The following is a 25,856-nucleotide window of genomic DNA, read 5'->3' as shown; positions in this document are numbered from 1 at the left end:
GAACGTCGTTCCTCCTAAGGGTTACGGCATGGATCCGGCTGCGGCACGCGCGCGCCTGCGGCGCGGCGGGGGGCGTGTACGCTCCGTTTGGTCCTGTCGGTGCGCGCGTGGCCGCGTTTCATCCTGGACTGCGCAGGCGCAGCCCATTGCGATGACGCTTACGGGCGCGAACCGACGTCAGGTGTGACGGTGTCCAGCGCATCGTGAAAGGCCTCGTTCGACAGATCGGAGACGACCGAATGCAAATCCGATTCGGCATCGAAGAACTCGTCGTCGACGCCGGTCGCGAGTGACTGGATGTCCGCGTTGTCGCCCGGGATGGCCGGTGGCACCGGGATGGACGAGATGGACGCGAGCGCCGAGTCGTCCCGAGACAGTCTCGGGACGACGGTCACCCCCTCAAGTTCATAGTCGAGCTGCGGGCGGGGGGCCATGTGCACGTAGTCGCGTTCGCCGTCCAGCACGACGTAGTTCACGGTGGTCTCGGCCGCCGTGACCCTGTCCACGGACGCGCGCCGCTCACGGCCATCGATGATCGTGCCGAGCACGCGGTTTTGTAGGAAATCGGTTGCGGTCGCCACCCCGTCGGCGATGGCCGAACTCGCATCGTCAACGGCGGCGTCTTTCAGCCATGACGGCACCGGGATACCCAGCGTCTCGAGCAACGGTGCGGCGCCATTGTGAACGGCGCCAAACACCAGCGGACCGTTGGTGATCGCCAAATTGACCACCCCGCCGTACTCCCGCAGCAGGTCGATGCCGGTCCACTGGCCGATGGTCTGGAAGAAGTTGGTGTCGCGAATCTCCGCGCCCGGGATGTCGTCAGGGCCGTGCCAGAACTTGCTGGCTGCGAGCATCAGGCTCGCGATTTCCGTGGATGCCGCGAGCACATGGAGGGGGATGTCGACGTATCCCTTCCAGTCGTCGTCCATCGTGGCGATCGCGAAGCCCAGTGCGGTGCTCTTTGCGATGGCGTTGACGACGTGTCCGATGAGGGCCGCGTTGCGCGCGCCGCGATGCGTTTGAATGGCGCTTTGAAACTGCTCCCAGCACCCTGCCATCAGGTCCTTCGGCGGCTCCGGCATCGCAATGTGTACTTGCGGGTTCGCGCCGACATTGCTGGCGTTCGAGAGGGACTGGAGGGGCGTCGGCAGAGGGGAAGACGAGGGCATACCTATCGTCATGGGGGGCTCCCGGGAATGAATTGGCGTTAAATCGTGGCGAGAAAACGTTCGGCGCGCGCACCGATGTCGGCATGCGCCGCGTTCTGCCGAGAGGTCTCGAGCGCCTGTATGGCGAGATCGCGAGCGAGCGCGCCATCGCCCAACTTCGCCAGGCAATGCGCGCAAATCAGTATCGGTTCGGGGTCGTCGGGTGTGAAAAGTGCCGCCGAGGTGAGCGGCACCAGCGCGAGCGCATAGTCTTCGCGCCCGAAATGCGCGTAGCCGATCAGCTTGTTCACGCTGACGTCCAGCGGAAGTTCCTTGAGCAGGGGATAGAGCACATGCAGTGCCCTTTCGTAATCGGCGGCGAGGTACGCGTCGCGTGCTTGCTGGTAGCGCTGGGGCGCGGTGTCGCCAGCGTCGGGCGGCAGACGCCCGGCGACATCGTGGCGGGGCAGCGAGGGGGGAGGGTGCGTGACATGCATGAGAGGATGGGGGCCGGTTGACAACGTTTCGGATTTTTCCAGGCGCCATGGGTGGGGCGCCTGGGCGGATCCTACGGTTGACGCGGTATCCGTCTCTTTCGATTCGAGGACAAAGCTGTCGTCCGATCGCTCGGTGGGCGCGCATTGGGAAAAGCATGGCGTACCGTACGCCGCGTATGCCCAATTCGACGGTGTTGGGCCGATGCCGCGAAACCTTCGCCCGGCGGGCAGTGTCGGCGTCTCGCTGTTTCGGCGGAGACCTTGCCGCAAGCGGCGTACCGACCGTACTGGCGTTGCGGCGCCGGATTGTCCCTTGTCACTCAGGCCCGGTTCGCGCGACCATGGCGGATCACCTATGGAGACGCCCCAATGACCACCGAAGCCCTTTTTCGGCAGGACGCCTATCTGCGCCAGTGCGAGGCGCGCATCACGCATATCGACGAGACCGGCATCAGGCTCGATCGCACCGTCTTCTATCCGCTGGGCGGGGGACAAGCGGGCGATGCCGGTGAGTTGGTGCTGGTGGACGGCACTCGCCTCGCCATTGCCGACACGCGCAAGTCAAAACACGAGGGCGCGACGCCCGACGATGCGGTCCATGTGCCCGGCGAGGGCCAGCACGATGTGCTGGCGCGACTCTCGGTCGGCGATATCGTGCAGGCGGAGATCGACTGGGCGCGACGCTTTCGTCATATGCGCTTTCACACGGCGTCGCATCTGATGTGTGCGGTGTTGCCGCATCCGGTGGATGGGTGCAGCATCACCACGGAGTACGCTCGGCTCGATTTTGTGACGAACGAGCCGATCGAGCGAGAGGCCGTCGAAGCCGGGTTGGCGGCGCTCGTGGCGGCTGCACGACCGGTGGCTATTGACAGCATTAGCGACGACGAGATGGCGGCGCGTCCCGAACTGGTGCGCACCATGAGCGTGAAGCCGCCGGTGGGCCTGGGACGCGTGCGTCTGGTGCGTATCGAGGGTATCGATTTGCAGCCGTGCGGTGGCACGCACGTGGCCAATACGGCGGAAATCGGCGCGCTGCGCGTGGCCAAGATCGAGAAGAAGACGTCACGCACGCGTCGTGTGGTATTGGCCTTTGCGTGAGTCTGGCATCATGAGCGCCATCCTTCTCACGCGCGCTCACCTTTCAGGATGATCGATGACGACACCCGCAGGAGCACCTGCTTCGCAAGTACCCCCGTGGCAAACGGTGCTCGATTTCTGGTTCGGCCGTCCGGACGCTCCCGAGTATGGGATGGCGCGGCCCGAGTGGTTCCGTAAGTCGGACGCGTACGACGCGTCGATCCGTACCCACTTCGGCGTGTTGCACGCGCAGGCGCTCGACGGCGAACTCGACGACTGGGCGCAGACGCCGCTCGGGGCGTGCGCGCTGATCGTGGTGCTCGACCAGTTCTCGCGCAATCTCTTTCGGGGGCACGCGAAGGCCTTTGCGGGCGACGCACGGGCGTTGGCCGTGGCGCGGCGCCTGGTCGAGGCGGGCGACGATCAGCGCCTGCCGACACCACAGCATCGTGTTTTCGTCTATCTGCCGTTCGAACACGACGAATCGCTGGAGAGCCAGCACCTTTCGCTGGCCCTGTACGAACCCTTGGCGAAGGCGTTCGGGCTGGTCGATAACCTCGATTACGCGCGCAAGCATGCGGTCGTCATCGAGCGTTTTGGGCGATACCCTCACCGCAACCAGGCCTTGGGACGGACATCGACGCCAGAGGAAATCGCGTTTCTGAAGACGCCGGGATCGTCGTTCTGACGACGGGGATGACGTGTCGCTCAGTCCCGGGGGGCGTCAGACGCCCTCAGCGTTGTCCCGACGCGGCAACGTTGGTGCCAACGGATCGCGCAGAAGCCGATCACGTAGGCGAGCGCTCCGCCGGCCGCCGCACAGGCGGCGAGGCCAGTCGCGAGATGCAGCGTTGCGGTGCCGAAATCGAGGTTCGTCAACTGCGTCCACAAGCTCTCTCTCGCCTGTGTCGCGGCGGCCACCGTCGCTTCGATCTCGGTCTGCGGTGGCCACTCGAACATCCAGCGGCCCAGACGGTGCGCGCCCCAATAGACAAAGGGCGCCGTCAGTGGATTGGTCACCAGCGTGCCGACCGCCGCGAGGAATAGATTTCCGCGTAACAGCGCTGCGGCGAGTATCGCCACGAGCATCTGGCCGACGGGAATCAGAATCCCGAAAAAAACACCGCATGCCAGCCCGATGGCCACGCCTCGCGGCGTGGCTTGCCACAAGGCGCGGCGCAGCAGCAAGCCGGCGTGTGGGCGCAGCCAGCGTGAACGCAGCAGTCGCATCGGGCGAAGCATCTTTAACATCATAGGCAGGTTGCACGTCGAGGAAAGCGTTGACCCAGGCGGGCATGGGGCAGGCGCGCACACGGTGGTCCGCATGCAACGGATGTCTGAGTCCCGGGGGCGGCAGGAGTTCAATCACGCCGCGGGCGACGGCGTGCCGAGCGGTCGTGGTCCCGTGTCTGGCACGAAGAACGGGCGACGGGTGAGGGGGAGGGCTGAAGCGCTAGGGGAACCGACACTGCGCAGCCGATGGACTGCGCAGCGATGACGCGGCTGCGCTTAGATCTGTGAACGCTGGTGGGACCAGCGATCGATTTGCGACGGCGTGAAGTGCCGCAGGGTATCGAGCAACGCTTCGGGCGACGCACTGATCTGCAACTGATCCAACTGCGGCCCCTTGAGGAACTGCTCCGTCACCATCGATTTGAGGAACACAATCAACGGATCGTAATACTGATCGACGTTGAGCAGACCGATCGGTTTCGCGTGATAACCGATCTGCAGCCACGTAAAGACTTCGAACAGTTCTTCGCAAGTGCCGATGCCGCCGGGCATGGCAATGAAAGCCTCCGACAGATCGGCCATCATCTGCTTGCGCTGATGCATGTTCTCGACAACATGCAATTGCGTCAGCCCGGTGTGACCGACTTCCCGTTCCATCAGGGCTTTCGGGATGATGCCGATGACTTCGCCGCCGTGCGCCAGCGCGGCGTCGGCAACGATGCCCATCAGCCCGACCTTGCCGCCGCCATACACGAGACGAATGCCCGCTTGCGCCATGCGTCGGCCCAGGTCACGCGCCGCCTCGGCGTAGGCAGGACGTACCCCCGGGGCGGCACCGCAGTAAATACAGATCGATTTGACTTCCGACGCCATGCCTTAATGCGCCCCCTTAGCCGACGATTCTCGCGCCATCCTGTCGTACATCTCGCGCGAGCTGCCTTTCAGATACGGGGCCATTTGCGAGAGGATGTGATAGCTCGACTGATGCAACCCGGCACCGATCTCCGCCGGGTCGTTGTACTTGCGCGGATTCATCACGAACTGGTAGGACAACCAATAGGTGGAGATCACCACCATGTTGGTCGTGACCACCTCGATCTGCTCGGGCGTGATTTCCATTTCGCCCTCGGCCACGAGCAGGTCGCACATTTCGCGCGCAAACCGTTTCTTGTGGCCGACGATCACCTTGAAGTGCGTCTCCAGTGTGCGGTTGCGCGCAAGCAGGTCGTTGAGGTCGCGGTAAAGAAAGCGGAAGCGCCACAGAAATTCGGACATGTATTGCAGGTACGTCCAGACTTCGTCGAGCTTGGGCTTGTGATCGTCGGGCAGCCGCAGTCGCCGTTCGATTTCCTGCTCGAACTGGGCGAAGATGCTGTTGATGATGTCGTCTTTATTGCGGAAGTGATAGTACAGATTGCCCGGGCTGATTTTCATCTCCTCGGCAATCGTGGTGGTCGTGACGTTCGGTTCGCCGATGTCGTTGAAGAGCCGGAGTGACACCTCAAGAATTCGTTCGCGGGTACGGCGCGGCGGCTTTGCTTCCATGTCTGTCGGCCCCGGTAAGCGGCAAGCGTGACGAACGATGTTCTCCGCTTGCGTCTATGAGTTGAATATCAGGTATACGGCGACCGATTATACCCGGCAGCCGCGCGCTGCCAAGCATGGGGGAGGAGGGCGGCGAACGTTATCAGAAAAACGCTGTACGTACCCGTTCGACAATGACGGGCCCGGCGAGCAAGGCCCAGGTGAGCAGGCAAAGGCCGAGCGCGATGAGGACCGCCGCGCTGCCGAAATCCTTGGCACGTTTGGACAGTTCGTGCCGCTCCAGCGAAATGCGGTCGATGGCCGCCTCGATGCTGGAGTTGACCAGCTCGATGATGAGCACGAGCAGCACCGAGCCGATGAGCAGCACGCGCTCGACGGAGGTCACGGGCAGGAAGACCGCCGCCGGCAAGAGGATGGCGGCGAGCGCCAGTTCCTGCCGGAAGGCGCTCTCTTCGAACACGGCGAACTTGAAGCCGGACAAGGAGTATTTCAGGGCACGCCAGGCACGCATGATGCCCCGATTGCCCTTGTACGGATTCGGTTGTTTGTCGCGTGGCGGCGGGTGATCGATGAACAAGCGTCGGGTTCCTCGCCGCAACGGGCTCTGGAGGTGGATCAGACCGCGCTCGCGAGCGACAGCTCGGGTTTGCGCGGATGCAGATGCGAGGCGAACTCTTCGGAGGCCGCCTGCCACGAGAACCGCTCGGCCCAGGCACGCGCACTCGGGCGCGAGACCTTGAGCGCATCGAGACAAGCCTCGCGCAAGTCCTCTCGCAGCGCGCCGCCTTCGCCTTCCGGGCAGCCGTTGAGGACATCGACCGGGCCGGTCACCGGGAAGGCCGCGACCGGAAGGCCGCAAGCCATCGCTTCGAGCAGCACCAGGCCGAACGTGTCGGTACGGCTGGGAAAGACGAATACGTCGGCCGACGCGTAGACCTTCGCGAGTTCGGGCTGCGAAAGCATGCCAAGGTAATTCACGTCGGGGTAGCGCGAGCGCAGTTCGGCCAGTTGCGGCCCTTCGCCCGCAACCCATTTCGAGCCCGGCAAATCCAGTTTCAGGAAGGCCTCGATGTTCTTCTCCACGGCGACACGCCCCACGTAGAGGAAAATCGGATGTGCCGAATTTAGCACATGTGCGTCTTGCGCACGGAAGATGTCAAGGTCGACGCCACGCGTCCAAAGCACCACATTCTGGAAGCCGTTCGCTTCGAGATCGCGCTTGACCACTGGCGTGGGTGCCATCACGGCGTGCGACGCCTTGTGGAACCAGCGCAGAAAGCGGTAGGTTGTCGAGAGTGCAAAGCCGAAGCGCGCCTGCACATACTCCGGGAAGCGCGTGTGATAGGCCGTGGTGAACGGGAAGTCGTTGCGCAGGGCCCATTTGCGCGCGGCCATGCCGAGCGGGCCTTCGGTGGCGATGTGCAGGGCGTCCGGTGCGAAGTCTTCGATGCGCCGTGTCACGCGTGCGCCGGCGAAGAACGCGAGACGGATTTCCGGGTAGGTCGGGCACGGCATCGTGCGGAATTCCTGCGGCGTGAGCAGCTCGACACGATGGCCGGCCGCCTCCAACTGAGCGCGCGTGTTCTTCAACGTGCGGACCACGCCGTTGATCTGCGGATCCCAGGCGTCGGTGACGATCATGATTTTCATCGGGCGCTCCTTCGCGCACATGGCGCGCTTCGGTGACACGCGCGAACTCGCGCGTGAGGGCGCACGTACGACAGCACAGTGCCGTGCGTGCGCGGGGTAAGCGGGGTGAATTCGGGCAAGTGTCTTGGGCCAGCGTCTCGGACTGGCGTCTCCCGAGGTGTGGCGATCATGGCGGCGCGAGGCCGGCCAGGTTCACGGTGCGGGCTCAAGTGCTGACCGTCGCGGTTTTCGCGCGGGCGCGCACGTTGCGTTTTTGCGTCCAGTGGATGATGCGCAGCTCGCCCTCGGTCGTCTCGACCAGCGCTGAGAGGCTCTCCACCCAGTCGCCGTCGTTGCAGTAGAGCAAGCCGTCGATCTCGCGAATCTCGGGCTTGTGGATGTGTCCGCACACCACGCCATCGCAGCCACGGCGGCGCGCTTCGTCGGCCATCACATGCTCGAAGGCCGAAATGAAGTTCACGGCGTTTTTCACCTGGTGTTTCAGATACTGCGACAGCGACCAGTACGGGAAGCCGAAGCGCGTGCGCACACGATTGAACCAGCGGTTGAGCAGCAGGGTGAGGGTGTAGAGCGAGTCGCCCAGATACGCGAGCCACTTGGCGTGCTGAATCACGCCGTCGAACAGATCGCCGTGGGTAACCCACAGACGTTTGCCCGACAGTGTGGTGTGGAACGCCTCGTCGCGCACCGCAATGTCGCCGAACGCCAACCCGCAGAACTGACGTGCCGCTTCGTCGTGATTGCCGGGTACGTAGATCACCTGCGTACCCTTGCGTGCGCGGCGCAGCATTTTCTGCACAACGTCGTTGTGCGCCTGCGGCCAGTGCCAGCCGCGCCGCAGATGCCAGCCGTCGATGATGTCGCCGACCAGGTACAGGTAGTCGGACTCGTGATGACGCAGGAAGTCGAGCAGGTAGTCTGCCTGACACCCTTGGGTGCCGAGGTGGATGTCCGAGAGCCAGATCGTACGGAAGCGGGTGATGCCGTCGGGGGGCGGGTCGAAGGGATCGGGCGTGTCGGGCGGCAGTTCGATCGTGTCGGGCGGGCTGATGGGCGGGGCGGCGGGGCGGCCTGGCGGGGTGTCTGCGAAGTGACCGGCGCGAGCCGCAGACGTTGGGATCGGCAACTCAAAGGTGGGGGTCGTCGTCATACCGGCTCGCACGTCGCGTTGAACATGCGTGCATTGCGCCACGATTTCGTGAAGCGACGATGACAGTCACGATCATGTCGCGAAAGTGGCGTCCAACGTCGCGACGACGCGACAGCGGGACCCGCGCCAGCCAGGGACGCCTCGGATCAGACGGCGCGTGGCAATCCCTGGGCCACGCGCTCGAGCGTCTCGAGCACATGGGCGCGCGCGCGTGGATGCGTGCCCAGCGACACATGTCCGAGCCGGTCGAGCGCGATGTTGTGGGCACCGGGCAGCACGCAAGTGCGCACCGGATAGACGACGTTGTCGTGAAACGTGTAAATCGACGTGATGCGCGCGCGTTGCGTTTGCGTTTCGCGACTGGCGAGCGCCTCGAGCCATTCGCTGCCGACGCCCATCTGGCGAGCGTTGGTGCCGAGGCCATGGCGCGCATGCAGGGTGCCGAAGTGCGGCGAGCCGAGCGTGATGGTGTGAGCGACCGGCAGGGTGGGCGCGTGGCGCAGGCAGGCACGCGCCGCGAGTCCGCCCATGCTGTGGCCGATGATGACGACGGGCAGCCGGGTGCGTTCGGCAAGGGCGCGCGTGGCATTGGCAATCGTGGGGGCGTAATCGTCGATGTCGCCGAACATTGGGCCAAGATTGACGGCGTCGCAGTCGTAGCCCGCGTCGGCGAGATGGCGCGAGAAACGCAGCCAGAACGCGCGATTGCAGCCGTAACCATGCAACAGCAATACCGAGACGGGGCGCGCCGGGCCACGCGGCAGCGGCAGCCGGGCGGTGCTGAACCACGGTTGGCAGAGATCGAGCAGGAAGATCGACGCCGCGCATTCGTAGGCCCATACGGCCGCATGGGTGCCGGCGGTGGCGCGCCGCTCCGGCGACGGGTCGCCCTGGGCGGCCATGACGAAGCCGGCCGCAAGGCCGATGGCGTGGGCGACGGGCAACCATAGCACCGTCCATAACAAAGTCGTCCAGGGGCTATGCCAAACGGTCCACGTGGCGACGGCGACGATGAGCGATAGCCCGATTTCGATGCCGCCGTAGATCAGGTGGGCGCGCGAGGCGCGCGGGGCAGGGCGGGCAGCGGGGGGCGCTGTGGTCATTTGCCCAGCACGCTCACGAGACGCGTGCCGGCGAGCCGGTCATGAATGAACTGGTGATCCGGCATCACGCGCATGGCCAAGGCCCAGAGCACGATCCAGCCGGTGAGCAACGCCACGCTGCCCCAGCCCGTGATTCCGAGTCCCCAGTCGAGCGCCATGGCCGGCAGCACCCACAACCATACGAGCGCGTAACGCGCGACAGCGCGGGCAGTGCGCACCGGTTGTCCATGCGCGTCGACCAGACGGATTTTCCACGTCTTCATCGCGAGCGTCTGGCCACCGTGGGTCCAGAACCAGACGAAGTACGCGCCAAGTACAAGAAACAGCCAGGCTTGCATGGCATGCCGGTGCATCAGGCCGCTGCGCTGCTGGGTGAGGGCGCTGAACAGGTAGCCGGCAAGGAACAGCACGCCGAAGAGCAGCAGCGATTCGTAGAGCATCGAGAGCAGGCGGCGGCGTAGCGTCGGCACAGCGTAGCCATCCGGTTCGATGCCGGACGGCACGTCTGGCGAGGGTGGGGTGTCGGGCGAGCGGTGCGGCGTGGCGGGCTGGGTGGCGGAGTCGGTCATCGCGGCGTGGTCTGGGATTTTTGTCGGGTGCCTGGCGCCCGTGCCGGCATGGGGCAGTGGCGGCGGGCATGTCGCGTCCTGTGCCGCACATTATGCGCAAGAATGTGCCGGCGAGCCAGCCAGTCGGCGGGGGCGTTCGAACGCATAAAGACAAACGGCCGCCCGGGGGGGCGGCCGTTGCGGCATGACAATGGCCAGGGGCGGCTGGCGTCAGGCGTCAGTTGTGATGATAAATCTCGGCGTTGAAGACGGCGTCGCCATTCTTGTCGCCGTTTGCCGTGCCCGCGCTCGCCGGCGTCGCTCCTGGCGACGGTGCGGCAGAAGTCGGCATCGATTGCCCGGTCGCCGGTGCTGCCGCGCCCGATGCCACCGGCGCCGGCAACGCGCCATTCTTGCCCGGGGTGCCGGCCTCCTTGCGATGCACTGCAGCGTACGGATTTTTCACGCCTGGGCGGCCCGACGGCGGTGCGCTGACCACGTTCGGACGGTTGGCCTGCTTTCGGTCGTCCGCGGCAAGGCGCTTTTTCTGTTCTTCGGTGAGCTGCTGATACTGCTGCCACATCTGCGCTTTTCGCTCGGGCGGCAGCGTCTTGGCATTCTGATAACTCTCTCGCGCCAGCTTGCGTTGCTCGGGCGTCAGGCGCACCCAGTCCGCCATGCGGTCATGCAGGCGCTTGCGGCTTTCCGGTGACAGCGTATGAAAGCGCTTGGCAATCTCGATCCACTTCTCGCGCTGACGCTCGCTCATGCGATTCCAGTCCTGGGCGAGCGGCGCGAGCGCCTCTCGCTGGCCGGCCGTGAGCTTGGCCCAGTAACCGCCGGGCGATGCAATAGACGTCGCCGCAGCGCCGCTCGCGGTCGCACCGCTGGCCGTCAGATTGCCGACCGGCCCATTGGTGGGGGTGGCGCCGTCGGGGGCAGATGCGCCGGCCATGACCGGAGGCACGTCGGACACCGCTTCAGGCGCGTGCGTGTGGCGCAGCGCGGCCGTGCCGGCGATCGCGGCCGCGATCAGCGCGGCGAGCAGAAGAAATACATTGCGTCGCGTCACGGGAGGGGCTTGGGTAGGGGGGCTACTGGGCACGCTTCACATAGGCGTTGAAGCCATGGTCGGCATAGGCCGACAACGGGAGTTCGTCGCTCAATACGGCGGCATCGATGTCTGCCAAGTCCTGAATGTGTTGCTGATGCTCCCAGTACGCGAGTCCCGCCAGGCCGATCACCAATGCGGCAAGCGGCCAGAGCAGCCCGAGACGGCGCAGCTTGTCGAACGTGCGGCGCGGGCCGCCGGCTTCCGACGATGGCATGGCGCCGACACCGGCGAGCACCAGCGCCGGTTGCACGATGGCCACCGGTTCGGGCTTTTTGCGCGCGAGCGCCTCCTGACGAGCGGCGGCCAGCCGGGCCGCGATATTCGGCGACGGCGCATCGGACGCTTCGTCCAGCGCACGTCGCACGCGATGTGCGAAGCGGAGTTCCCTCGTTTCCAGATCGTGACTCATAACCTGATCCCTTTTGCCTTCAACGCCTGCGCCAACGCATGGGTGGCGCGCGAGCAGTGCGTCTTGACGCTGCCCTCCGAGCACCCCATCGTGGCGGCCGTCTCGGCAACGTCCATATCTTCCCAGTAACGCATGAGGAAGGCTTCTCGTTGACGTGTCGGCAGTTTCTGTATTTCCGCGTCGATGAGCGAGAGGATTTCGGCGCGCGAAACGGTCTCTTCGCTGCTCTCGGTCTGCACAGACCCATCCTCGGCCAATAAGGTTTCCAGAGGATCGAAGTCGTCGCGTTCGTCGTCGCCCGGGCCCGCGAGATTTGAGAATAGCGTGACCCAGGTGTTACGCACCTTTTGCCGACGGAAATAGTCGTGAATGGCGTTCTGGAGAATGCGCGTGAACAGCAGCGGCAGGTCGGCCGGCGGCTTGTCGCCGTATTTTTCGGCCAGGCGGATCATCGCATCCTGAACGATATCGAGGGCGGCCTCGTCGTCGCGTACGGCATAGACGGCCTGCTTGAAGGCGCGCCGTTCGATGCCCGCGAGAAAATCCGCCAGTTCCTTGTCAGATGCCATCCGGTGGGGTGCACGCAGCGTTGCGCGCTGCGCCTTTGAAATGCCATGTAAGCGTAAAGGCCACGTAAAGATTCATGTAGCCGGTGCGGATGCTACCAAAAACGCGCTGTGCTGTAACCGCTTTTGCTTCCGGTGGTGCCGGTTTGCGACGGCGCCGGGCTCGCCAGCTTCCTATCGTGTGAAGATTGTGCACCGGCTTGGGGCGGCGTGGGGCATGGCGTGGGGATTCTGCGAGGCCGACTTTGCAGTCATGCTGCAAATGCATAAACCTGCTTGACCATTTTGCTGCAAACCGGTAATGTTGCCAGTTCGCAATATCTGTGATTGTCTCAATATCGGCACGCCTATCCGGGGTGTCCATCATTCAGACGCGCAGCTTGAGCCCGAACCACAAGTTCGCGGGGAGAGCACCCGATCAAAATTTTTGCCGAAACTTTGAAAGGTCGACGATGAATATGCCAAGCGCGGAATTCTCCGAGGCGGAAGCTACACGCCACCAAAATACTTCCGAAGACATGATTGGCGCCGAGATTCTCGTGCGCTCGCTTCAGGAAGAAGGGGTCGAACATCTGTGGGGTTATCCCGGCGGTTCGGTTCTCTACATCTACGACGAACTCTACAAGCAGGACAAGATCCAGCACATCCTGGTGCGCCATGAGCAAGCCGCCGTGCATGCGGCCGACGCTTATTCGCGCTCCACCGACAAGGTCGGCGTGTGTCTCGTGACGTCCGGCCCCGGCGTGACCAATGCGGTCACCGGGATTGCCACGGCGTACATGGATTCGATCCCGCTCGTCATCATCACCGGGCAGGTGCCCACGGCCGCCATCGGCCAGGACGCCTTCCAGGAATGCGACACGGTCGGCATTACCCGCCCGTGCGTCAAGCACAACTTCCTCGTGAAGGATGTGCGCGACCTCGCCGCAACCATCAAGAAAGCCTTCTATATCGCCAAGACGGGCCGTCCGGGTCCGGTGCTGGTTGATATTCCGAAGGACGTGTCCAAGGCGCGCTGCCGCTTCGACTATCCGAAGTCGGTGTCGCTGCGCTCGTACAATCCGGTCACGAAGGGGCACTCGGGCCAGATCCGCAAGGCGATGAGCCTGCTGCTCTCGGCCAAGCGTCCCTATATCTATACGGGCGGCGGCATCATTCTGGCCGACGCGTCGAAGGAACTGAACCAGTTCTGCGACCTGCTCGGCTATCCGGTGACCAACACGCTCATGGGCCTCGGCGGGTATCGTGCGAGCGATCCCAAGTTCCTCGGCATGCTGGGCATGCACGGCACCTACGAAGCGAACATGGCCATGCAGCACTGCGACGTGCTCATCGCCATCGGCGCGCGCTTCGACGACCGTGTGATCGGCAATCCGGAACACTTCTCCGAGCGTGCGCGCAAGATCATTCACGTCGATATCGACCCGTCGTCGATTTCCAAGCGTGTGAAGGTCGATATCCCGATCGTCGGCGACGTGAAGGAAGTGCTGCGCGAGATGATCGAAAACCTGCAAACCGCGGAGCAGGGCCCGGACACCGGGGCGCTGGCCGACTGGTGGAAGCAGATCGAGGAATGGCGCTCGCGCGATTGCCTCGCGTTCGATCGCCAGAGCGAAATCATCAAGCCGCAACATGTGGTCGAGACGTACTGGAAGCTCACCGACGGCGAAGCCTTCGTGTGCTCGGACGTCGGCCAGCACCAGATGTGGGCGGCGCAGTATTACCGCTTCAACAAGCCGCGCCGCTGGATCAACTCGGGCGGCCTGGGCACGATGGGCTTCGGCCTGCCGGCGGCCATGGGCGTGAAGATGGCGCACCCGGATGCCGAAGTCGCCTGTATCACCGGCGAAGGCTCGATCCAGATGTGCATCCAGGAACTCTCGACGTGCCTGCAATACCGCACGCCGATCAAGATCCTGTCGCTCAACAACCGCTATCTGGGCATGGTTCGCCAGTGGCAGCAGATCGAATACAGCAAGCGCTACTCCAGTTCGTACATGGACGCGCTGCCCGACTTCGTGAAGCTTGCCGAGGCGTACGGTCATGTGGGCATTCGCATCGAGAAGTCGTCGGACGTCGAGCCCGCACTGCGCGAGGCGTTGCGCCTGAAGGATCGTACGGTATTCATGGATTTCCAAACGGATCCCACCGAAAACGTCTGGCCGATGGTCCAGGCGGGCAAGGGCATCAGCGAGATGCTGCTCGGTTCGGAAGATCTGTAAGCCGAGGCGCGCGCCGACAGTCGCCGCCGGTCAGGCCGGCGCGGGCGCGACGTCCCCACACTAGGACAATCCGGGATACACCATGAGGCATATTATTTCTGTTTTGCTCGAGAACGAGCCGGGCGCGCTGTCGCGTGTGGTCGGCCTGTTTTCGGCGCGTGGCTACAATATCGAGACCCTCACCGTCGCGCCGACCGAAGATCGGTCGCTCTCGCGCATGACGGTGGTCACGACGGGCTCCGACGACGTGATCGAACAGATCACCAAGCACCTGAACCGGCTCATCGAGGTGGTGAAGGTGGTCGATCTGACCGAAGGGGCGCATATCGAACGTGAGCTGATGCTCATCAAGGTGCGCGCCGTGGGCAAGGAGCGAGAAGAGATGAAGCGGATGTCGGATATTTTCCGCGGCCGCATCATTGACGTTACTGAAAAGACCTATACGATCGAACTGACCGGGAATTCGTCGAAACTCGACGCCTTCATCGACGGGCTCGATCGTACGGCGATTCTCGAGACGGTTCGTACCGGTGGCTCGGGCATCGGGCGCGGTGAGCGCATCCTGAAAGTCTGATCGGTAGCGGCAACGCGGTAAGCGGATTTCGATCCATTCTGATTTGAGTAATTTTTTGGCATTACGGGACAATTCCAAATGAAAGTTTTCTACGACAAAGACGCCGACCTCTCCCTCATCAAGGGCAAGCAAGTGACGATCATCGGCTATGGCTCGCAAGGCCATGCCCACGCCCAGAACCTGAAGGACAGCGGTGTGAACGTGACGGTCGGTCTGCGCAAGAATGGCGCTTCGTGGAACAAGGCGGTCGGCGCCGGCCTGAACACCAAGGAAGTGGCGGAAGCCGTGAAGTCGGCCGACATCGTCATGATGCTGCTGCCGGACGAGCAGATCGGCGACGTGTACAAGAACGAAGTGCATGGCAACATCAAGGAAGGCGCCGCCCTGGCCTTCGCGCACGGCTTCAACGTGCATTACGGCTGCGTGATTCCGCGTGCTGACCTCGACGTCATCATGATCGCCCCGAAGGCCCCGGGCCACACGGTGCGCTCGACGTACTCGCAAGGCGGCGGCGTGCCCCACCTGATCGCCGTGGCACAGGACAAGTCGGGCGCCGCGCGCGACATCGCCCTGTCGTACGCTGCCGCAAACGGCGGCGGCCGTGCCGGCATCATCGAAACGAACTTCCGCGAAGAAACGGAAACCGACCTGTTCGGCGAGCAAGCCGTGCTGTGCGGCGGTACCGTCGAGCTGATCAAGGCCGGTTTCGAAACGCTGGTCGAAGCCGGTTATGCGCCGGAAATGGCCTACTTCGAGTGCCTGCACGAACTCAAGCTGATCGTCGACCTGATCTATGAAGGCGGCATCGCCAACATGAACTACTCGATCTCGAACAACGCCGAGTACGGTGAGTACGTCACCGGCCCGCGCGTCGTGACCGAAGAGACGAAGAAGGCGATGAAGCAGTGCCTGACCGATATCCAGACCGGCGAGTACGCCAAGTCGTTCATCCTGGAAAACAAGGCGGGTGCCCCGACCCTGATCTCGCGTCGTCGCATCACGGCCGAGCACCAAATCGAGCAAGTGGGCGGCAAGCTGCGGGCAATGATGCCGTGGATCGCCAAGAACAAGCTCGTCGACCAGTCGAAGAACTAAGTACGACGCGCCGCAAGATGCGTACGCCCGGCAGCGTGTGGGCGTCCACTGGCGGCGCACGGCAGGCGGCTTGGGCGCGTCAAGCGCATCGCGCGTTTGAGCGCCGGAACCGCCGCGCCTGGCCGTCCGTTTTGCTGTAGCTGTCGCTATGGCAAGGCGGACGGCTTTTTTCGTTTCCTCTCCCCCCCGCATCGACCGTGAACTGACATCGTGGCACCTCGATGTGGCCGGCTTTGCGGTGGCGACGCCGATCGGTCGATTGGGGAAAAAGTGTCGCCGCGCCGCGCGCATTGCTACAATGCCGCCACGTCACGGTTTGGCCCAACGCAGGCCGACCCGCTCACTTAACCGTTTTACCAAGGACGCGAGTTCAATCGCATGAATTATCCTCACCCGATCATTGCCCGCGAGGGCTGGCCCTTCCTGGGTATCGCCGTCGCCGTGGCGCTCGTCGTGCACTTCATGGCCGGCGTGCTGTGGGCCGCGCCGTTCTGGGTGATCGCCCTGTTTGTCCTGCAGTTCTTCCGGGATCCGCCGCGACAGGTGCCGCAGCAGGCCGGCGCCGTACTTTCGCCCGCCGACGGACGCATCGTGGCCATCGAAACCACGCAAGATCCGTACGCTGGTCGTGAAGCGTTGAAGATCAGCGTGTTCATGAACGTTTTCAACGTGCACTCGAATCGTGCCCCGGTTGACGGCACGGTGACCAAGGTGGAATATTTCCCGGGACGTTTCTTCAACGCCGATCTCGACAAGGCATCGCTCGAAAACGAGCGCAATGCGCTGGTGATCGACGTGGGGGGGCAGATCGTCACGAGCGTGCAGGTCGCAGGACTCATTGCGCGCCGGATTTTGTGCTACGTGAAGGTGGGCGATACGCTTTCGCGCGGTCAGCGTTACGGTTTCATTCGTTTCGGTTCACGGGTCGACGTGTACCTGCCGCTGGGCTCGCGTCCGCGCGTGACCATCGGCGAGAAGGTGTCGGCCACCTCGACGATCCTCGCCGAGCTGTAAGCCACTCGAGCCCACGGACCACGGCCGTGTGCGGCGGCGCGACTTCCTGTCGTGCGTCACCGTGTCGCGGCCTGCAACGGCTTTCGCTTCTTGCGTTCCAATCGCGGTGATCCGATGCGGGATCGCCCGCTGTCATAGCATCGTCAGGGAGGTCCGCATGCCGGAAAACCATCGCGGCCGCTTGCGCAATAATGTCAGGCATCTTTCGGCGTTCAGCCGTCACAACCATTCATCCGCAGAGCCATTGATGAACGAAGACCACGACCACGGTGTGGAGGACGATCTGCCGGTGCGCCCGCGCAATCGCGGCATCTACCTGTTGCCGAACGCCTTTACGACCGCCGCGCTGTTCTGCGGCTTCTTCGCGATCGTGCAGGCCATGAACGATCGTTTCGAGCAGGCCGCCATCGCGATCTTCTTCGCCATGGTGCTCGATGGCATGGACGGGCGTGTGGCGCGTATGACCAACACGCAGAGCGCGTTCGGCGAGCAATACGATTCGCTCTCGGACATGACCTCGTTCGGCGTAGCGCCGGCGTTGGTGATGTACGAATGGATTCTCCATGAGATCGGCAAGTGGGGCTGGCTCGCCGCGTTCGTCTACGTGGCCTGCGCGGCTTTGCGGCTGGCGCGCTTCAATACGAACATCGGCGTGGTCGACAAGCGCTTCTTCCAGGGCTTGGCGAGTCCGGCGGCCGCGGCGCTTATTGCCGGTTTCGTGTGGATTACGATCGACAACAAATTACCGGTCAACGTTTTCTGGATGCCCTGGGTGGCGTTCGGGCTGACGATTTACGCGGGGATGTCGATGGTATCGAATGCGCCGTTCTATAGCGGCAAGGCGCTCGATGTGCGCCAGCGGGTGTCGTTCGGCGTGGTGCTGCTCTTCATGGTCGGCTTCATTCTCGTGTCGTCCGACCCGCCGCTGGTGCTCTTCGGCATGTTCTGCCTGTACAGCGTTTCCGGCTATGTGCTCTGGGCCTTCCGCTTTCTAAAGGGGCGCCGGCAGCGCATTTTCGGCGACGTCGACGAATAACGGTGGCAAAACAAGGGGCGTCTCGGTGCGCCCCTTGTCACATTCGCCTGTCAGGCTTGCCGGGCGATCGTTTGCGGTGCGATGTTGTAGTCTTGCGAATGCAGGCCGGAAGTTTCCCCTGGCCCGGGCAGGTCGTGGCAACGCTGAGCCGACCCGGTGCCGTTTCCATGGTTCGACGTGACGAAGGAGCAAGCATGGGCATTCTGGACTTTGTGAAAGAAGCCGGCGAGGCATTGTTGGGCGGCCAGGCGCAAGCCGCAGAGGCGCCCGCGCCGGGGCCTGACGCGGACGAAGCCAACCGCAACGCGGCCGACGCCATCGATGCGTACATCAAGACGCAGAACCTCGACGCGACCGGCCTGACCGTCACGTTCGACGGCGCATCGCGCACGGTGACGGTGTTCGGCGTGGCCCCGGATCAAGCGACCAAGGAAAAGATCCTGCTGTGCTGCGGCAACGTGAAGGGTGTCGAGAAGGTAGACGACCGGATGTCGGTGTCGACGGCGTCGGCCGAGGCGACGTTTCACACCGTGGAGAAGGGCGATACCTTGTCGGCGATCTCGAAGAAGGTCTATGGTGACGCCAACCGATACAACGCCATTTTCGAGGCCAACAAGCCGATGCTCTCCAGCCCGGACCGAATCTATCCGGGACAGGTGCTGCGCATTCCAGTGGCCTGATCGTCGTTTGTCTCGTGATATCCAGCCCGGCGCCGTGCCGGGCTGTTCATGGGGGGGAGCAGGCAGGATCGCGGGCTCGCGGGCGCCTGTCTGCATGCGGCTTGCGGCCCGCGCCGCGCGTTGCGAAATCACCCGATTGCGACTATATTGGCGCTCATGATTTCAGGCGCCACCCCGGCTTCGGACCTTCCTCTCGCACCGCCAACGCTATGCCATTCCCCCGTTCGCGGGCCGGCCATGCCTGCGCGCGTCGCGCGCTGATTTCCTCCCGGTAGTTGCCCGCCCGTCCGACGATCCGTCCGCCCGTGTTGCCTGCTGCGTGAGCACAGTGTCGTGGGCGGCCAGGCGTCCTTCGGCTTGCGACTGCGCCGCCCCCGGACATCTAGAACGAACTGAACCCTACAAGATCCCCACTGGAGAAAGTCATGGCCGACAAGCTGATCATTTTCGATACGACCTTGCGCGACGGTGAACAGTCGCCCGGCGCGTCGATGACGCGCGATGAGAAGATTCGCATCGCCCGTCAGCTGGAGCGTCTGCGCGTGGACGTGATCGAAGCCGGCTTCGCCGCCAGCTCGAACGGCGACTTCGAGGCCATCCGGGCCATTGCCGGCATCATCAAGGACAGTACCGTCTGCTCGCTTGCGCGTGCCAACGATCGCGATATCGCCCGCGCCGCCGAGGCCCTCAAGGGCGCGAACTCGTCGCGTATCCATACGTTCATCGCCACGTCGCCGCTGCACATGGAGAAGAAGCTGCGCATGAGCCCGGATCAGGTGCTCGAGCAGGCGAAACTCGCCGTGCGATATGCGCGTCAGTTCACCGACAATATCGAATTCTCACCGGAAGACGGCAGCCGCTCCGAGCTGGATTTCCTTTGCCGCGTGCTGGAAGCCGTCATCAACGAAGGCGCGACGACCATCAACGTGGCCGATACCGTGGGTTACGGCGTGCCGGAACTTTACGGCCAGCTCGTACGCACGCTGCGCGAGCGTGTGCCGAATTCGGACAAGGCGGTCTGGTCGGTGCACTGCCACAACGATCTGGGCATGGCCGTCGCGAACTCGCTGGCGGGGGTGCAGTTGGGGGGCGCGCGTCAGATCGAATGCACGATCAACGGTCTGGGCGAGCGCGCGGGCAATACGGCACTCGAAGAAGTCGTGATGGCGATCAAGACCCGCAAGGATTACTTCGGTCTGGAGCTCGGCATCGATACGACGCAAATTGTGCCGGCCTCGAAGCTCGTCTCGCAGATCACCGGCTTCAGCGTTCAGCCGAACAAGGCGGTGGTGGGCGCCAACGCGTTTGCGCACGCCTCGGGCATCCACCAGGACGGCGTGCTCAAGGCGCGCGACACCTACGAGATCATGCGGGCGGAAGATGTGGGCTGGACCGCCAACAAGATCGTGCTCGGCAAGCTCTCGGGCCGCAACGCCTTCAAGCAGCGCCTTCAGGAGCTGGGCATCGAGATGGCGTCGGAGCAGGACGTGAATGCCGCGTTCGCTCGCTTCAAGGAACTGGCTGACCAGAAGGCTGAAATCTTCGACGAGGACATTCTGGCGATCGTCTCGAATGAAGCGCAGGCCGACAGCAGCGAGCATTTCCATCTCGTGTCGATGGCGCAACATTCCGAGACGGGCGAGCGCCCGAGCGCCCGCGTGGTCTTCACCGCGCAGGGTAAGGAACTCATGGGAGACGCCGAGGGTAACGGCCCGGTCGACGCCGTGCTCAATGCCATCGAATCGCAGGTGCAAAGCGGCGCCGAGCAACTGCTGTATTCGGTGAACGCGATCACGACGGGTACGCAATCGCAGGGTGAGGTGACGGTGCGACTGTCGAAGGGCGGGCGCATCGTGAATGGCGTGGGCACAGATCCCGATATCGTCGCGGCGTCTGCCAAGGCGTATCTGTCGGCGCTCAACAAGTTGTATTCGAAGGCCGAGAAGCTCAACCCGCAACTGACGCCGTAAGCGAGGGCGCACTGGCGCCGTTGACGACCGATCCATGGCACGACACGCCCGCCTCCGGACATCCGGCAAGCGGGCGTTTTGCTGTTGGTGGGGCTCGAAATGCGATCAGAACAGGTCGTGATCGAACTTCTCGTGTAGCGGATCGGGGCTGATCTGGGTCGTCTTGACGATGCCGTCCGCATCGAAATAGAAGTTCATCATCGAGTACCAGACGTCGTCCTGCTTGAAGCGATAAGTCCAGACTTCGCGCTTCATGAGGGGGAAGTACGACGTTTCGACCGGTTCGCCGAAGTGATGCAGCACGTCGGTTTTCGTCCACTTGTCGATCTCGACCTTGTTGAACTCCGGCATCGAGAGCACTTGCGCGGTACCCAGCAGGCGGCCTTGAGCGTCGAAATCGGCGGCGATCGTCTCTTCGCCGAACGGCTTGGTCGGATAGAGCCAGCGCGTCACGTCGGGGGTGAGCGGATAGACTTCCCTGGGTTTGCCCAGCCTTGCTTGCACCTCGGCCTGCGAGGCGTTGGGGGAAATGGTTTGCCACGGGGGCGTGTAGCAGGCGCTCAGCGATAGCGCGAGTGCACCGCCCAGGAGCCAGCGCAGTGCCGCGGCGGGGCGTGAAGCGCCGGGCAAGGCGGCGGCGGTGTTCGGGGGGGCGATGCCCGCGCGCGCCCGAGTCGAATCAGTCATGAATGGCCTCGCGTCAGAGGAAGACGGCCGCAGAGCGGCATGTCGATAGCATACCGCCGTGTCGCGCGTTCCGGGGTGGGGCGGCTTGCCGGGGGCGGGTGGGGGCGTTATGATTCGCGCCGACACAGTCTCAGAGGCCTCGATGAAAGTTCATGACTTGCTGGCGCGCTTGAGCGCGGTGTTGTGCGCCGCTGGCTTGCTGGCCGCGACCAGCCTTGCCCACGCGGCACCGCCGATCCGGCTGGCGCTCATCGAGGGGATGAGCGGTCCCTTCGGCAATGCGGGCGCCATGGTCGAGCGCAATTTGCGGTTCGCGATCGAGCGCGTGAATGCGCGCGGTGGGGTGAAGTTGCGCGACGGCGCCCATCCGTTCGAGTTGACGGTGTTCGACAGCAAGGGCGGCGTCGAAGACAGCCTGGTGCAACTCAAGGCTGCCGGCGATCTGGGCATCCCATTCGTCTTCCAGGGCAACAGTTCGGCCGTTGCGTCTGCGTTGATCGATGCCATCAACAAACGCAATGCGCGCGATCCCGGGCAGCGCATGCTGTTCTTCAATTACTCGGCCGTCGACACGGCGCTCACCAACGAGCAGTGCAGTTTCTGGCATTTCGCCTTCGACGCCAATGCCGCCATGCGCATGCAGGCGTTGACCGAGGCCATCAAACAAGATCCGAGCATCCAGAAGGTCTACCTGCTCAACCAGGACTACAGCTTTGGCCGGCAGGTCGCCGGGCTCGCCCGACAGATGATTGGCGCCAAGCGCCCGGACGTGCAGATCGTGGGTGAGCAGTTCAGCCCGGTGGGGCGCGTGAAGGACTTCACGCCCTATCTTGCGCGCATTCGCGCGGCAGGTGCCGATACGGTGGTGACGGGGAGTTGGGGCAACGACCTGACCTTGCTCGTCAAGGCCGCACGCGAACAGGGGATGGAGCTCAAGTTCTACACGTTCTATGGCAACGCCCTCGGCGCGCCGGCAGCACTGGGCGAGGCCGGGGTTGGCCGCGTGTATGCCGTGGCCGAATGGCACCCGAACGTGGGCGGCGAGGCGTCGGATGCGTTCTACAAGGCGTTCCGTGCGCGTTATCCGGAGGCGCGCGACGACTATGCGCTGCTGCGCATGAGCGTGATGATCGACATGATCGCCGCGGCGCTCGAGCAGGCCGGCACCACCGATGTGACGACCGTGGCGCGGGCGCTGCAGAACCGCCGGATTCGCGAGGCGCCGGTCGACGCATGGATGCGTCCGAACGACCACCAGCTGATCGAGCCGTTGTACGTGTCGGTCATGCGCCGCGCGGGCGAGCCGGGGGTGAAGTTCGACAACGAGGGCTCGGGCTTTGGGTTCAAGACAGTGCTCGAGCTGCCCGCCAATAAGGTGGCATTGCCCAGTACTTGCCGGATGGCCCGCCAGCGGTGAATGGCCGGGAAGGGCAGAAGGGCTGGCGTGACGGGAAAAATAATTGGTCGAAATTTTCCGGATAATCCGTTGAAATTGTCCGGATTATTTGGTGGAGCGCCCGGTTTTCAGCGCTCAAGCCGTTCGCTCGGCCCCGTCTGAGGCGGCGTGGCGAGGAAAAGTATGGCATCCGGGAGGCAACTCCCGTATAATCGCGCACTTGCAGTTTTGTTTATGTGCGGCAATGCCGCGCATGTTTTTGTAAGTTCACGGCACGGCCATTCTTCCGTGACCGCGTGTATCCAAAGGAAAGCAAATGACTACCGCAATGACCAAGAAGTCGGACGTCGTGGCGCAATTCGCCCGTGCCGCTAACGATACCGGCTCCCCCGAAGTGCAAGTTGCGCTGCTCACCACGCGCATCAACGAACTGACGCCGCACTTCAAGGCGCACATGAAGGATCACCACAGCCGCCGCGGTCTGCTGCGCATGGTGAGCCGTCGCCGCAAGCTGCTCGATTACCTCAAGGGCAAGGACGCAGATCGTTACCGCGCCCTGATCGAGAAGCTGGGCCTGCGTAAGTAAGCGATTGCGATTACGACGAGATGCCTGTATCAGCGTGCTGATGCAGGCATTTTGTTTTTGGGCGCTCCCTGACGGATGTCCTGAGGATGTCCGGCCGGTCGCGTACCTCACCGTTGGGCTGGGTTCTCCCCGGTTCCAGCAGTTCCTGTAGTTCCCACTTTATGGGGCCTCGTCGATAAGCAGGGCTTGTGTCATTCCAGCGTCGCCCGAGCGATGCCAATGCCTACGCGCCAAGGTGCCGGGCAACGCTGGAATGGCATAACACTCCCCCCTGCGAGGCGTCGGGATCACCCCGGCAGCGATATCGCGCCGCTGCTGCATTCGCGCGATTCGATATAGGAGTGCAAATGTTCAATAAAGTCGTCAAGTCTTTCCAATGGGGACAAAACACGGTTCGCATGGAGACGGGTGAGATTGCTCGCCAGGCATCCGGTGCCGTGCTCGTCGACATGGACGATACGGTCGTGCTGGCCACGGTCGTGGGTGCGAAGAGCGCCAAGTCGGGGCAGGATTTCTTCCCGCTGACCGTCGACTATCTGGAAAAGACTTACGCCGCCGGCAAGATCCCGGGTGGCTTCTTCAAGCGTGAAGGCCGTCCGTCGGAAAACGAAACGCTGACGTCGCGCCTGATCGACCGCCCGATCCGCCCGCTCTTCCCGGAAGGCTTCTACAACGAAGTCCAGGTGGTTGTGCAGGTCGTTTCGCTGAACCCGGAAGTGCCGGCGGATATCCCGGCCCTGATCGGCGCATCGGCAGCGCTGTCGATCTCCGGTCTGCCGTTCAACGGCCCGGTAGGCGCCGCGCGCGTGGCCTACGTCGACGGTCAGTACGTGCTGAATCCGTCGCGTGAGCAGATCGCCCAGTCGAAGCTCGACCTCGTCGTTGCCGGTACGGAGCAAGCCGTGCTGATGGTCGAATCGGAAGCGAAAGAGCTGCCGGAAGACGTGATGCTGGGCGCCGTGGTGTTCGGTCACGATCAAATGCAAACGGCGATCAACGCCATTCACGATCTGGTGCGCGACGCAGGCAAGGCCGAGTGGGATTGGGCCCCGGCCGCGAAGAATGAAGCGCTGATCGCACAGGTGTCGGCACTGGCCGACGCCTCGCTGCGCGCCGCTTACCAGACGCGCGAAAAGCAAGCGCGTACGCAACAACTGCGCGCCGTGACCAGCGACGTGATCGCCAAGCTGGGCGAAGCGGCGAGCGCCAAGGGCGAAGCCGCGCCGGACAGTATCGAAGTGGGCAACATCCTGTTCGATCTGGAAGCCAAGATCGTGCGTAGCCAGATTCTGGCTGGCGAGCCGCGTATCGACGGCCGCGACACGCGCACCGTGCGCCCGATCTCGATCCGCACCGGCGTGCTGCCGCGTGCCCACGGTTCGGCGCTGTTCACGCGTGGCGAAACGCAGGCCCTCGTGGTGGCCACGCTCGGCACCAAGAGCGACGAGCAGATCATCGACGCGCTGCAAGGCGAGTACCGCGATCGCTTCATGCTGCACTACAACTTCCCGCCGTTCTCGACGGGTGAAACGGGTCGCGTGGGTTCGCCCAAGCGCCGCGAAATCGGTCACGGCCGTCTGGCCAAGCGCGCTTTGGTGGCGTGCCTGCCGGGCGCCGACGATTTCGGTTACACCGTGCGTGTGGTGTCGGAAATCACCGAATCGAACGGTTCGTCGTCGATGGCGTCGGTGTGCGGTGGCAGCCTCGCCATGCTGGACGCCGGTGTGCCGCTGACGGCGCCGGTCGCCGGTATCGCGATGGGCCTGATCCTCGAAGGCAACAAGTTTGCCGTGCTGACCGATATTCTCGGCGACGAAGATCACCTGGGCGACATGGACTTCAAGGTGGCGGGTACGTCGAACGGCGTCACCGCACTGCAGATGGACATCAAGATCCAGGGCATCACGAAGGAAATCATGCAGGTCGCCCTGGCGCAAGCCAAGGAAGGCCGTCTGCATATTCTCGACAAGATGGCGCAAGCGCAGTCGGGCGTGCGTACGGAACTGTCGGAATTCGCGCCGCGCATGGTCACCATCAAGATCAACCCGGAAAAGATCCGTGACGTGATCGGCAAGGGCGGTTCGGTGATCCGCGCACTGACGGAAGAAACCGGCACGAGCATCGATATCTCGGACGACGGCGTGGTGACGATTGCCAGCCCGAGCGCCGAAGGCATTGCGGAAGCGAAGCGCCGCATCGAGCTGATCACCGTGGAAGTCGAAGTGGGCCAGGTGTACGACGGTACCGTGCTGAAGCTGCTCGAGTTCGGCGCGATCGTGTCGGTGCTGCCGGGTAAGGATGGTCTGCTGCACATCTCCGAAATCGCCAACGAGCGTATCAAGGACATCAACGAGTACCTCAAGGAAGGCCAGGCGGTGCGCGTGAAGGTGATCCAGCAGGACGACAAGGGTCGTCTGCGTCTGTCGCACAAGGCGCTGACGGACGAAGAAAAGCAGGGTAGCCCGGCGCTGGTCAAGCGCGAAGGCGACGCTCAGTAATTCCGATATCGGTATGAGGCTTGGCGGCGCGCGTTGGTGCGTCGCTGTGCCA

24 protein-coding genes and 2 pseudogenes are annotated in these 25,856 nt (G+C 63.5%); 12 read left to right on the top strand and 14 right to left on the bottom strand.

All coding sequences use genetic code 11. The annotated features are described in order from the left end of the window. Positions 1-158 precede the first annotated feature (158 nt). Positions 159-1,172 carry a hypothetical protein gene (locus BGP02_RS03790; protein WP_017233270.1) on the bottom strand — a complete coding sequence of 338 codons (1,014 nt, stop codon included), beginning with the start codon at positions 1,170-1,172 and terminating at the stop codon, positions 159-161. Positions 1,173-1,210: 38 nt separating this feature from the next. Beyond that, the gene (locus BGP02_RS03785) at positions 1,211-1,648 is read right to left on the bottom strand and encodes a tetratricopeptide repeat protein (RefSeq protein WP_017233271.1); all 438 of its coding nucleotides are present in this window, start codon (positions 1,646-1,648) and stop codon (positions 1,211-1,213) included. Between the two features lie 369 nt (positions 1,649-2,017). Here BGP02_RS03785 and BGP02_RS03780 point away from each other — a divergent pair, with 369 nt between their 5' ends. Further along, positions 2,018-2,749, top strand: coding sequence for an alanyl-tRNA editing protein (locus BGP02_RS03780; protein WP_286797812.1), 732 nt, complete (start codon positions 2,018-2,020; stop codon positions 2,747-2,749). A 55-nt stretch (positions 2,750-2,804) separates the two neighbouring features. Further along, positions 2,805-3,416: a DUF924 family protein gene (locus tag BGP02_RS03775; RefSeq protein ID WP_039830161.1), complete on the top strand. Its 612-nt coding sequence runs from the start codon at positions 2,805-2,807 to the stop codon at positions 3,414-3,416. A gap of 20 nt (positions 3,417-3,436) precedes the next feature. Here BGP02_RS03775 and BGP02_RS03770 read toward each other — a convergent pair whose 3' ends face one another. The 11 genes and pseudogenes from BGP02_RS03770 to BGP02_RS03720 all read right to left on the bottom strand — a co-directional run bounded on the left by BGP02_RS03770 (position 3,437) and on the right by BGP02_RS03720 (position 12,049). Further along, complete coding sequence (locus tag BGP02_RS03770) at positions 3,437-3,970, bottom strand: DUF2062 domain-containing protein (protein ID WP_261938412.1); 534 nt, start codon at positions 3,968-3,970, stop codon at positions 3,437-3,439. Positions 3,971-4,237: 267 nt separating this feature from the next. Beyond that, positions 4,238-4,834 (bottom strand): LOG family protein, encoded by a 597-nt coding sequence (locus tag BGP02_RS03765; RefSeq protein WP_286797808.1) that lies wholly within the window; start codon positions 4,832-4,834, stop codon positions 4,238-4,240. A gap of 3 nt (positions 4,835-4,837) precedes the next feature. Then, positions 4,838-5,506, bottom strand: coding sequence for a TetR/AcrR family transcriptional regulator (locus tag BGP02_RS03760; protein WP_017233276.1), 669 nt, complete (start codon positions 5,504-5,506; stop codon positions 4,838-4,840). A 142-nt stretch (positions 5,507-5,648) separates the two neighbouring features. After that, positions 5,649-6,044, bottom strand: a pseudogene (locus BGP02_RS03755) (diacylglycerol kinase); the annotation flags it as partial. A 77-nt stretch (positions 6,045-6,121) separates the two neighbouring features. Beyond that, the gene (locus BGP02_RS03750; RefSeq protein WP_261938413.1) at positions 6,122-7,156 is read right to left on the bottom strand and encodes a glycosyltransferase family 4 protein; all 1,035 of its coding nucleotides are present in this window, start codon (positions 7,154-7,156) and stop codon (positions 6,122-6,124) included. Between the two features lie 205 nt (positions 7,157-7,361). Further along, positions 7,362-8,132 (bottom strand): annotated as a pseudogene (locus tag BGP02_RS03745) (UDP-2,3-diacylglucosamine diphosphatase); the annotation flags it as partial. A gap of 320 nt (positions 8,133-8,452) precedes the next feature. After that, positions 8,453-9,409 (bottom strand): esterase/lipase family protein, encoded by a 957-nt coding sequence (locus tag BGP02_RS03740; protein WP_268566460.1) that lies wholly within the window; start codon positions 9,407-9,409, stop codon positions 8,453-8,455. After that, positions 9,406-9,978: an RDD family protein gene (locus BGP02_RS03735; protein WP_268566459.1), complete on the bottom strand. Its 573-nt coding sequence runs from the start codon at positions 9,976-9,978 to the stop codon at positions 9,406-9,408. Before BGP02_RS03735 ends, BGP02_RS03740 begins: the two co-directional genes overlap by 4 nt. Positions 9,979-10,195: 217 nt before the next feature. Next, a complete protein-coding gene (locus BGP02_RS03730) occupies positions 10,196-11,029 on the bottom strand; it encodes a DUF3106 domain-containing protein (protein WP_268566458.1) in 834 nt (277 codons plus the stop codon). 22 nt (positions 11,030-11,051) lie between these two features. Then, positions 11,052-11,480 (bottom strand): DUF3619 family protein, encoded by a 429-nt coding sequence (locus BGP02_RS03725; RefSeq protein WP_017233283.1) that lies wholly within the window; start codon positions 11,478-11,480, stop codon positions 11,052-11,054. After that, positions 11,477-12,049, bottom strand: coding sequence for an RNA polymerase sigma factor (locus BGP02_RS03720; RefSeq protein ID WP_017233284.1), 573 nt, complete (start codon positions 12,047-12,049; stop codon positions 11,477-11,479). Before BGP02_RS03720 ends, BGP02_RS03725 begins: the two co-directional genes overlap by 4 nt. 449 nt (positions 12,050-12,498) lie before the next feature. On the opposite strand from BGP02_RS03720, the gene BGP02_RS03715 reads away from it, so the two are divergent. The 7 genes from BGP02_RS03715 (at position 12,499) to BGP02_RS03685 (ending at position 20,637) form a co-directional block, all read left to right on the top strand. Further along, entirely contained in the window at positions 12,499-14,268 is a 1,770-nt protein-coding gene (locus BGP02_RS03715; protein ID WP_017233285.1) for an acetolactate synthase 3 catalytic subunit, read from the top strand. Positions 14,269-14,350: 82 nt separating this feature from the next. Beyond that, positions 14,351-14,842 carry an acetolactate synthase small subunit gene (gene ilvN, locus BGP02_RS03710; protein WP_026131822.1) on the top strand — a complete coding sequence of 164 codons (492 nt, stop codon included), beginning with the start codon at positions 14,351-14,353 and terminating at the stop codon, positions 14,840-14,842. 78 nt (positions 14,843-14,920) lie between these two features. Further along, positions 14,921-15,937, top strand: coding sequence for a ketol-acid reductoisomerase (gene ilvC / locus BGP02_RS03705; protein WP_017233287.1), 1,017 nt, complete (start codon positions 14,921-14,923; stop codon positions 15,935-15,937). 378 nt (positions 15,938-16,315) lie between these two features. After that, positions 16,316-16,951 carry a phosphatidylserine decarboxylase gene (locus BGP02_RS03700; protein WP_026131823.1) on the top strand — a complete coding sequence of 212 codons (636 nt, stop codon included), beginning with the start codon at positions 16,316-16,318 and terminating at the stop codon, positions 16,949-16,951. Between the two features lie 157 nt (positions 16,952-17,108). Then, on the top strand, positions 17,109-17,987 hold the full coding sequence (pssA, locus tag BGP02_RS03695) for a CDP-diacylglycerol--serine O-phosphatidyltransferase (protein WP_017233289.1): 879 nt from the start codon (positions 17,109-17,111) through the stop codon (positions 17,985-17,987). Positions 17,988-18,181: 194 nt separating this feature from the next. Then, positions 18,182-18,667, top strand: coding sequence for a peptidoglycan-binding protein LysM (gene lysM, locus BGP02_RS03690; protein WP_286797797.1), 486 nt, complete (start codon positions 18,182-18,184; stop codon positions 18,665-18,667). Between the two features lie 425 nt (positions 18,668-19,092). After that, positions 19,093-20,637 carry a 2-isopropylmalate synthase gene (locus BGP02_RS03685; RefSeq protein ID WP_017233291.1) on the top strand — a complete coding sequence of 515 codons (1,545 nt, stop codon included), beginning with the start codon at positions 19,093-19,095 and terminating at the stop codon, positions 20,635-20,637. Between the two features lie 105 nt (positions 20,638-20,742). Here BGP02_RS03685 and BGP02_RS03680 read toward each other — a convergent pair whose 3' ends face one another. Next, positions 20,743-21,324 (bottom strand): hypothetical protein, encoded by a 582-nt coding sequence (locus BGP02_RS03680; protein WP_286797795.1) that lies wholly within the window; start codon positions 21,322-21,324, stop codon positions 20,743-20,745. Positions 21,325-21,466: 142 nt separating this feature from the next. On the opposite strand from BGP02_RS03680, the gene BGP02_RS03675 reads away from it, so the two are divergent. The 3 genes from BGP02_RS03675 (at position 21,467) to pnp (ending at position 25,804) form a co-directional block, all read left to right on the top strand. Then, entirely contained in the window at positions 21,467-22,741 is a 1,275-nt protein-coding gene (locus BGP02_RS03675; protein ID WP_261938418.1) for a branched-chain amino acid ABC transporter substrate-binding protein, read from the top strand. Between the two features lie 295 nt (positions 22,742-23,036). Beyond that, positions 23,037-23,306 (top strand): 30S ribosomal protein S15, encoded by a 270-nt coding sequence (gene rpsO / locus BGP02_RS03670; RefSeq protein ID WP_017233294.1) that lies wholly within the window; start codon positions 23,037-23,039, stop codon positions 23,304-23,306. Positions 23,307-23,647: 341 nt separating this feature from the next. Continuing rightward, positions 23,648-25,804 carry a polyribonucleotide nucleotidyltransferase gene (gene pnp / locus BGP02_RS03665; RefSeq protein WP_026131825.1) on the top strand — a complete coding sequence of 719 codons (2,157 nt, stop codon included), beginning with the start codon at positions 23,648-23,650 and terminating at the stop codon, positions 25,802-25,804. Positions 25,805-25,856: the final 52 nt, after the last annotated feature.

Source organism: Pandoraea sp. 64-18, assembly GCF_001899225.1.
In the GTDB taxonomy this organism is placed as follows: domain Bacteria; phylum Pseudomonadota; class Gammaproteobacteria; order Burkholderiales; family Burkholderiaceae; genus Pandoraea; species Pandoraea cepalis.
This window is presented reverse-complemented; position numbering and strand designations above follow the sequence as displayed.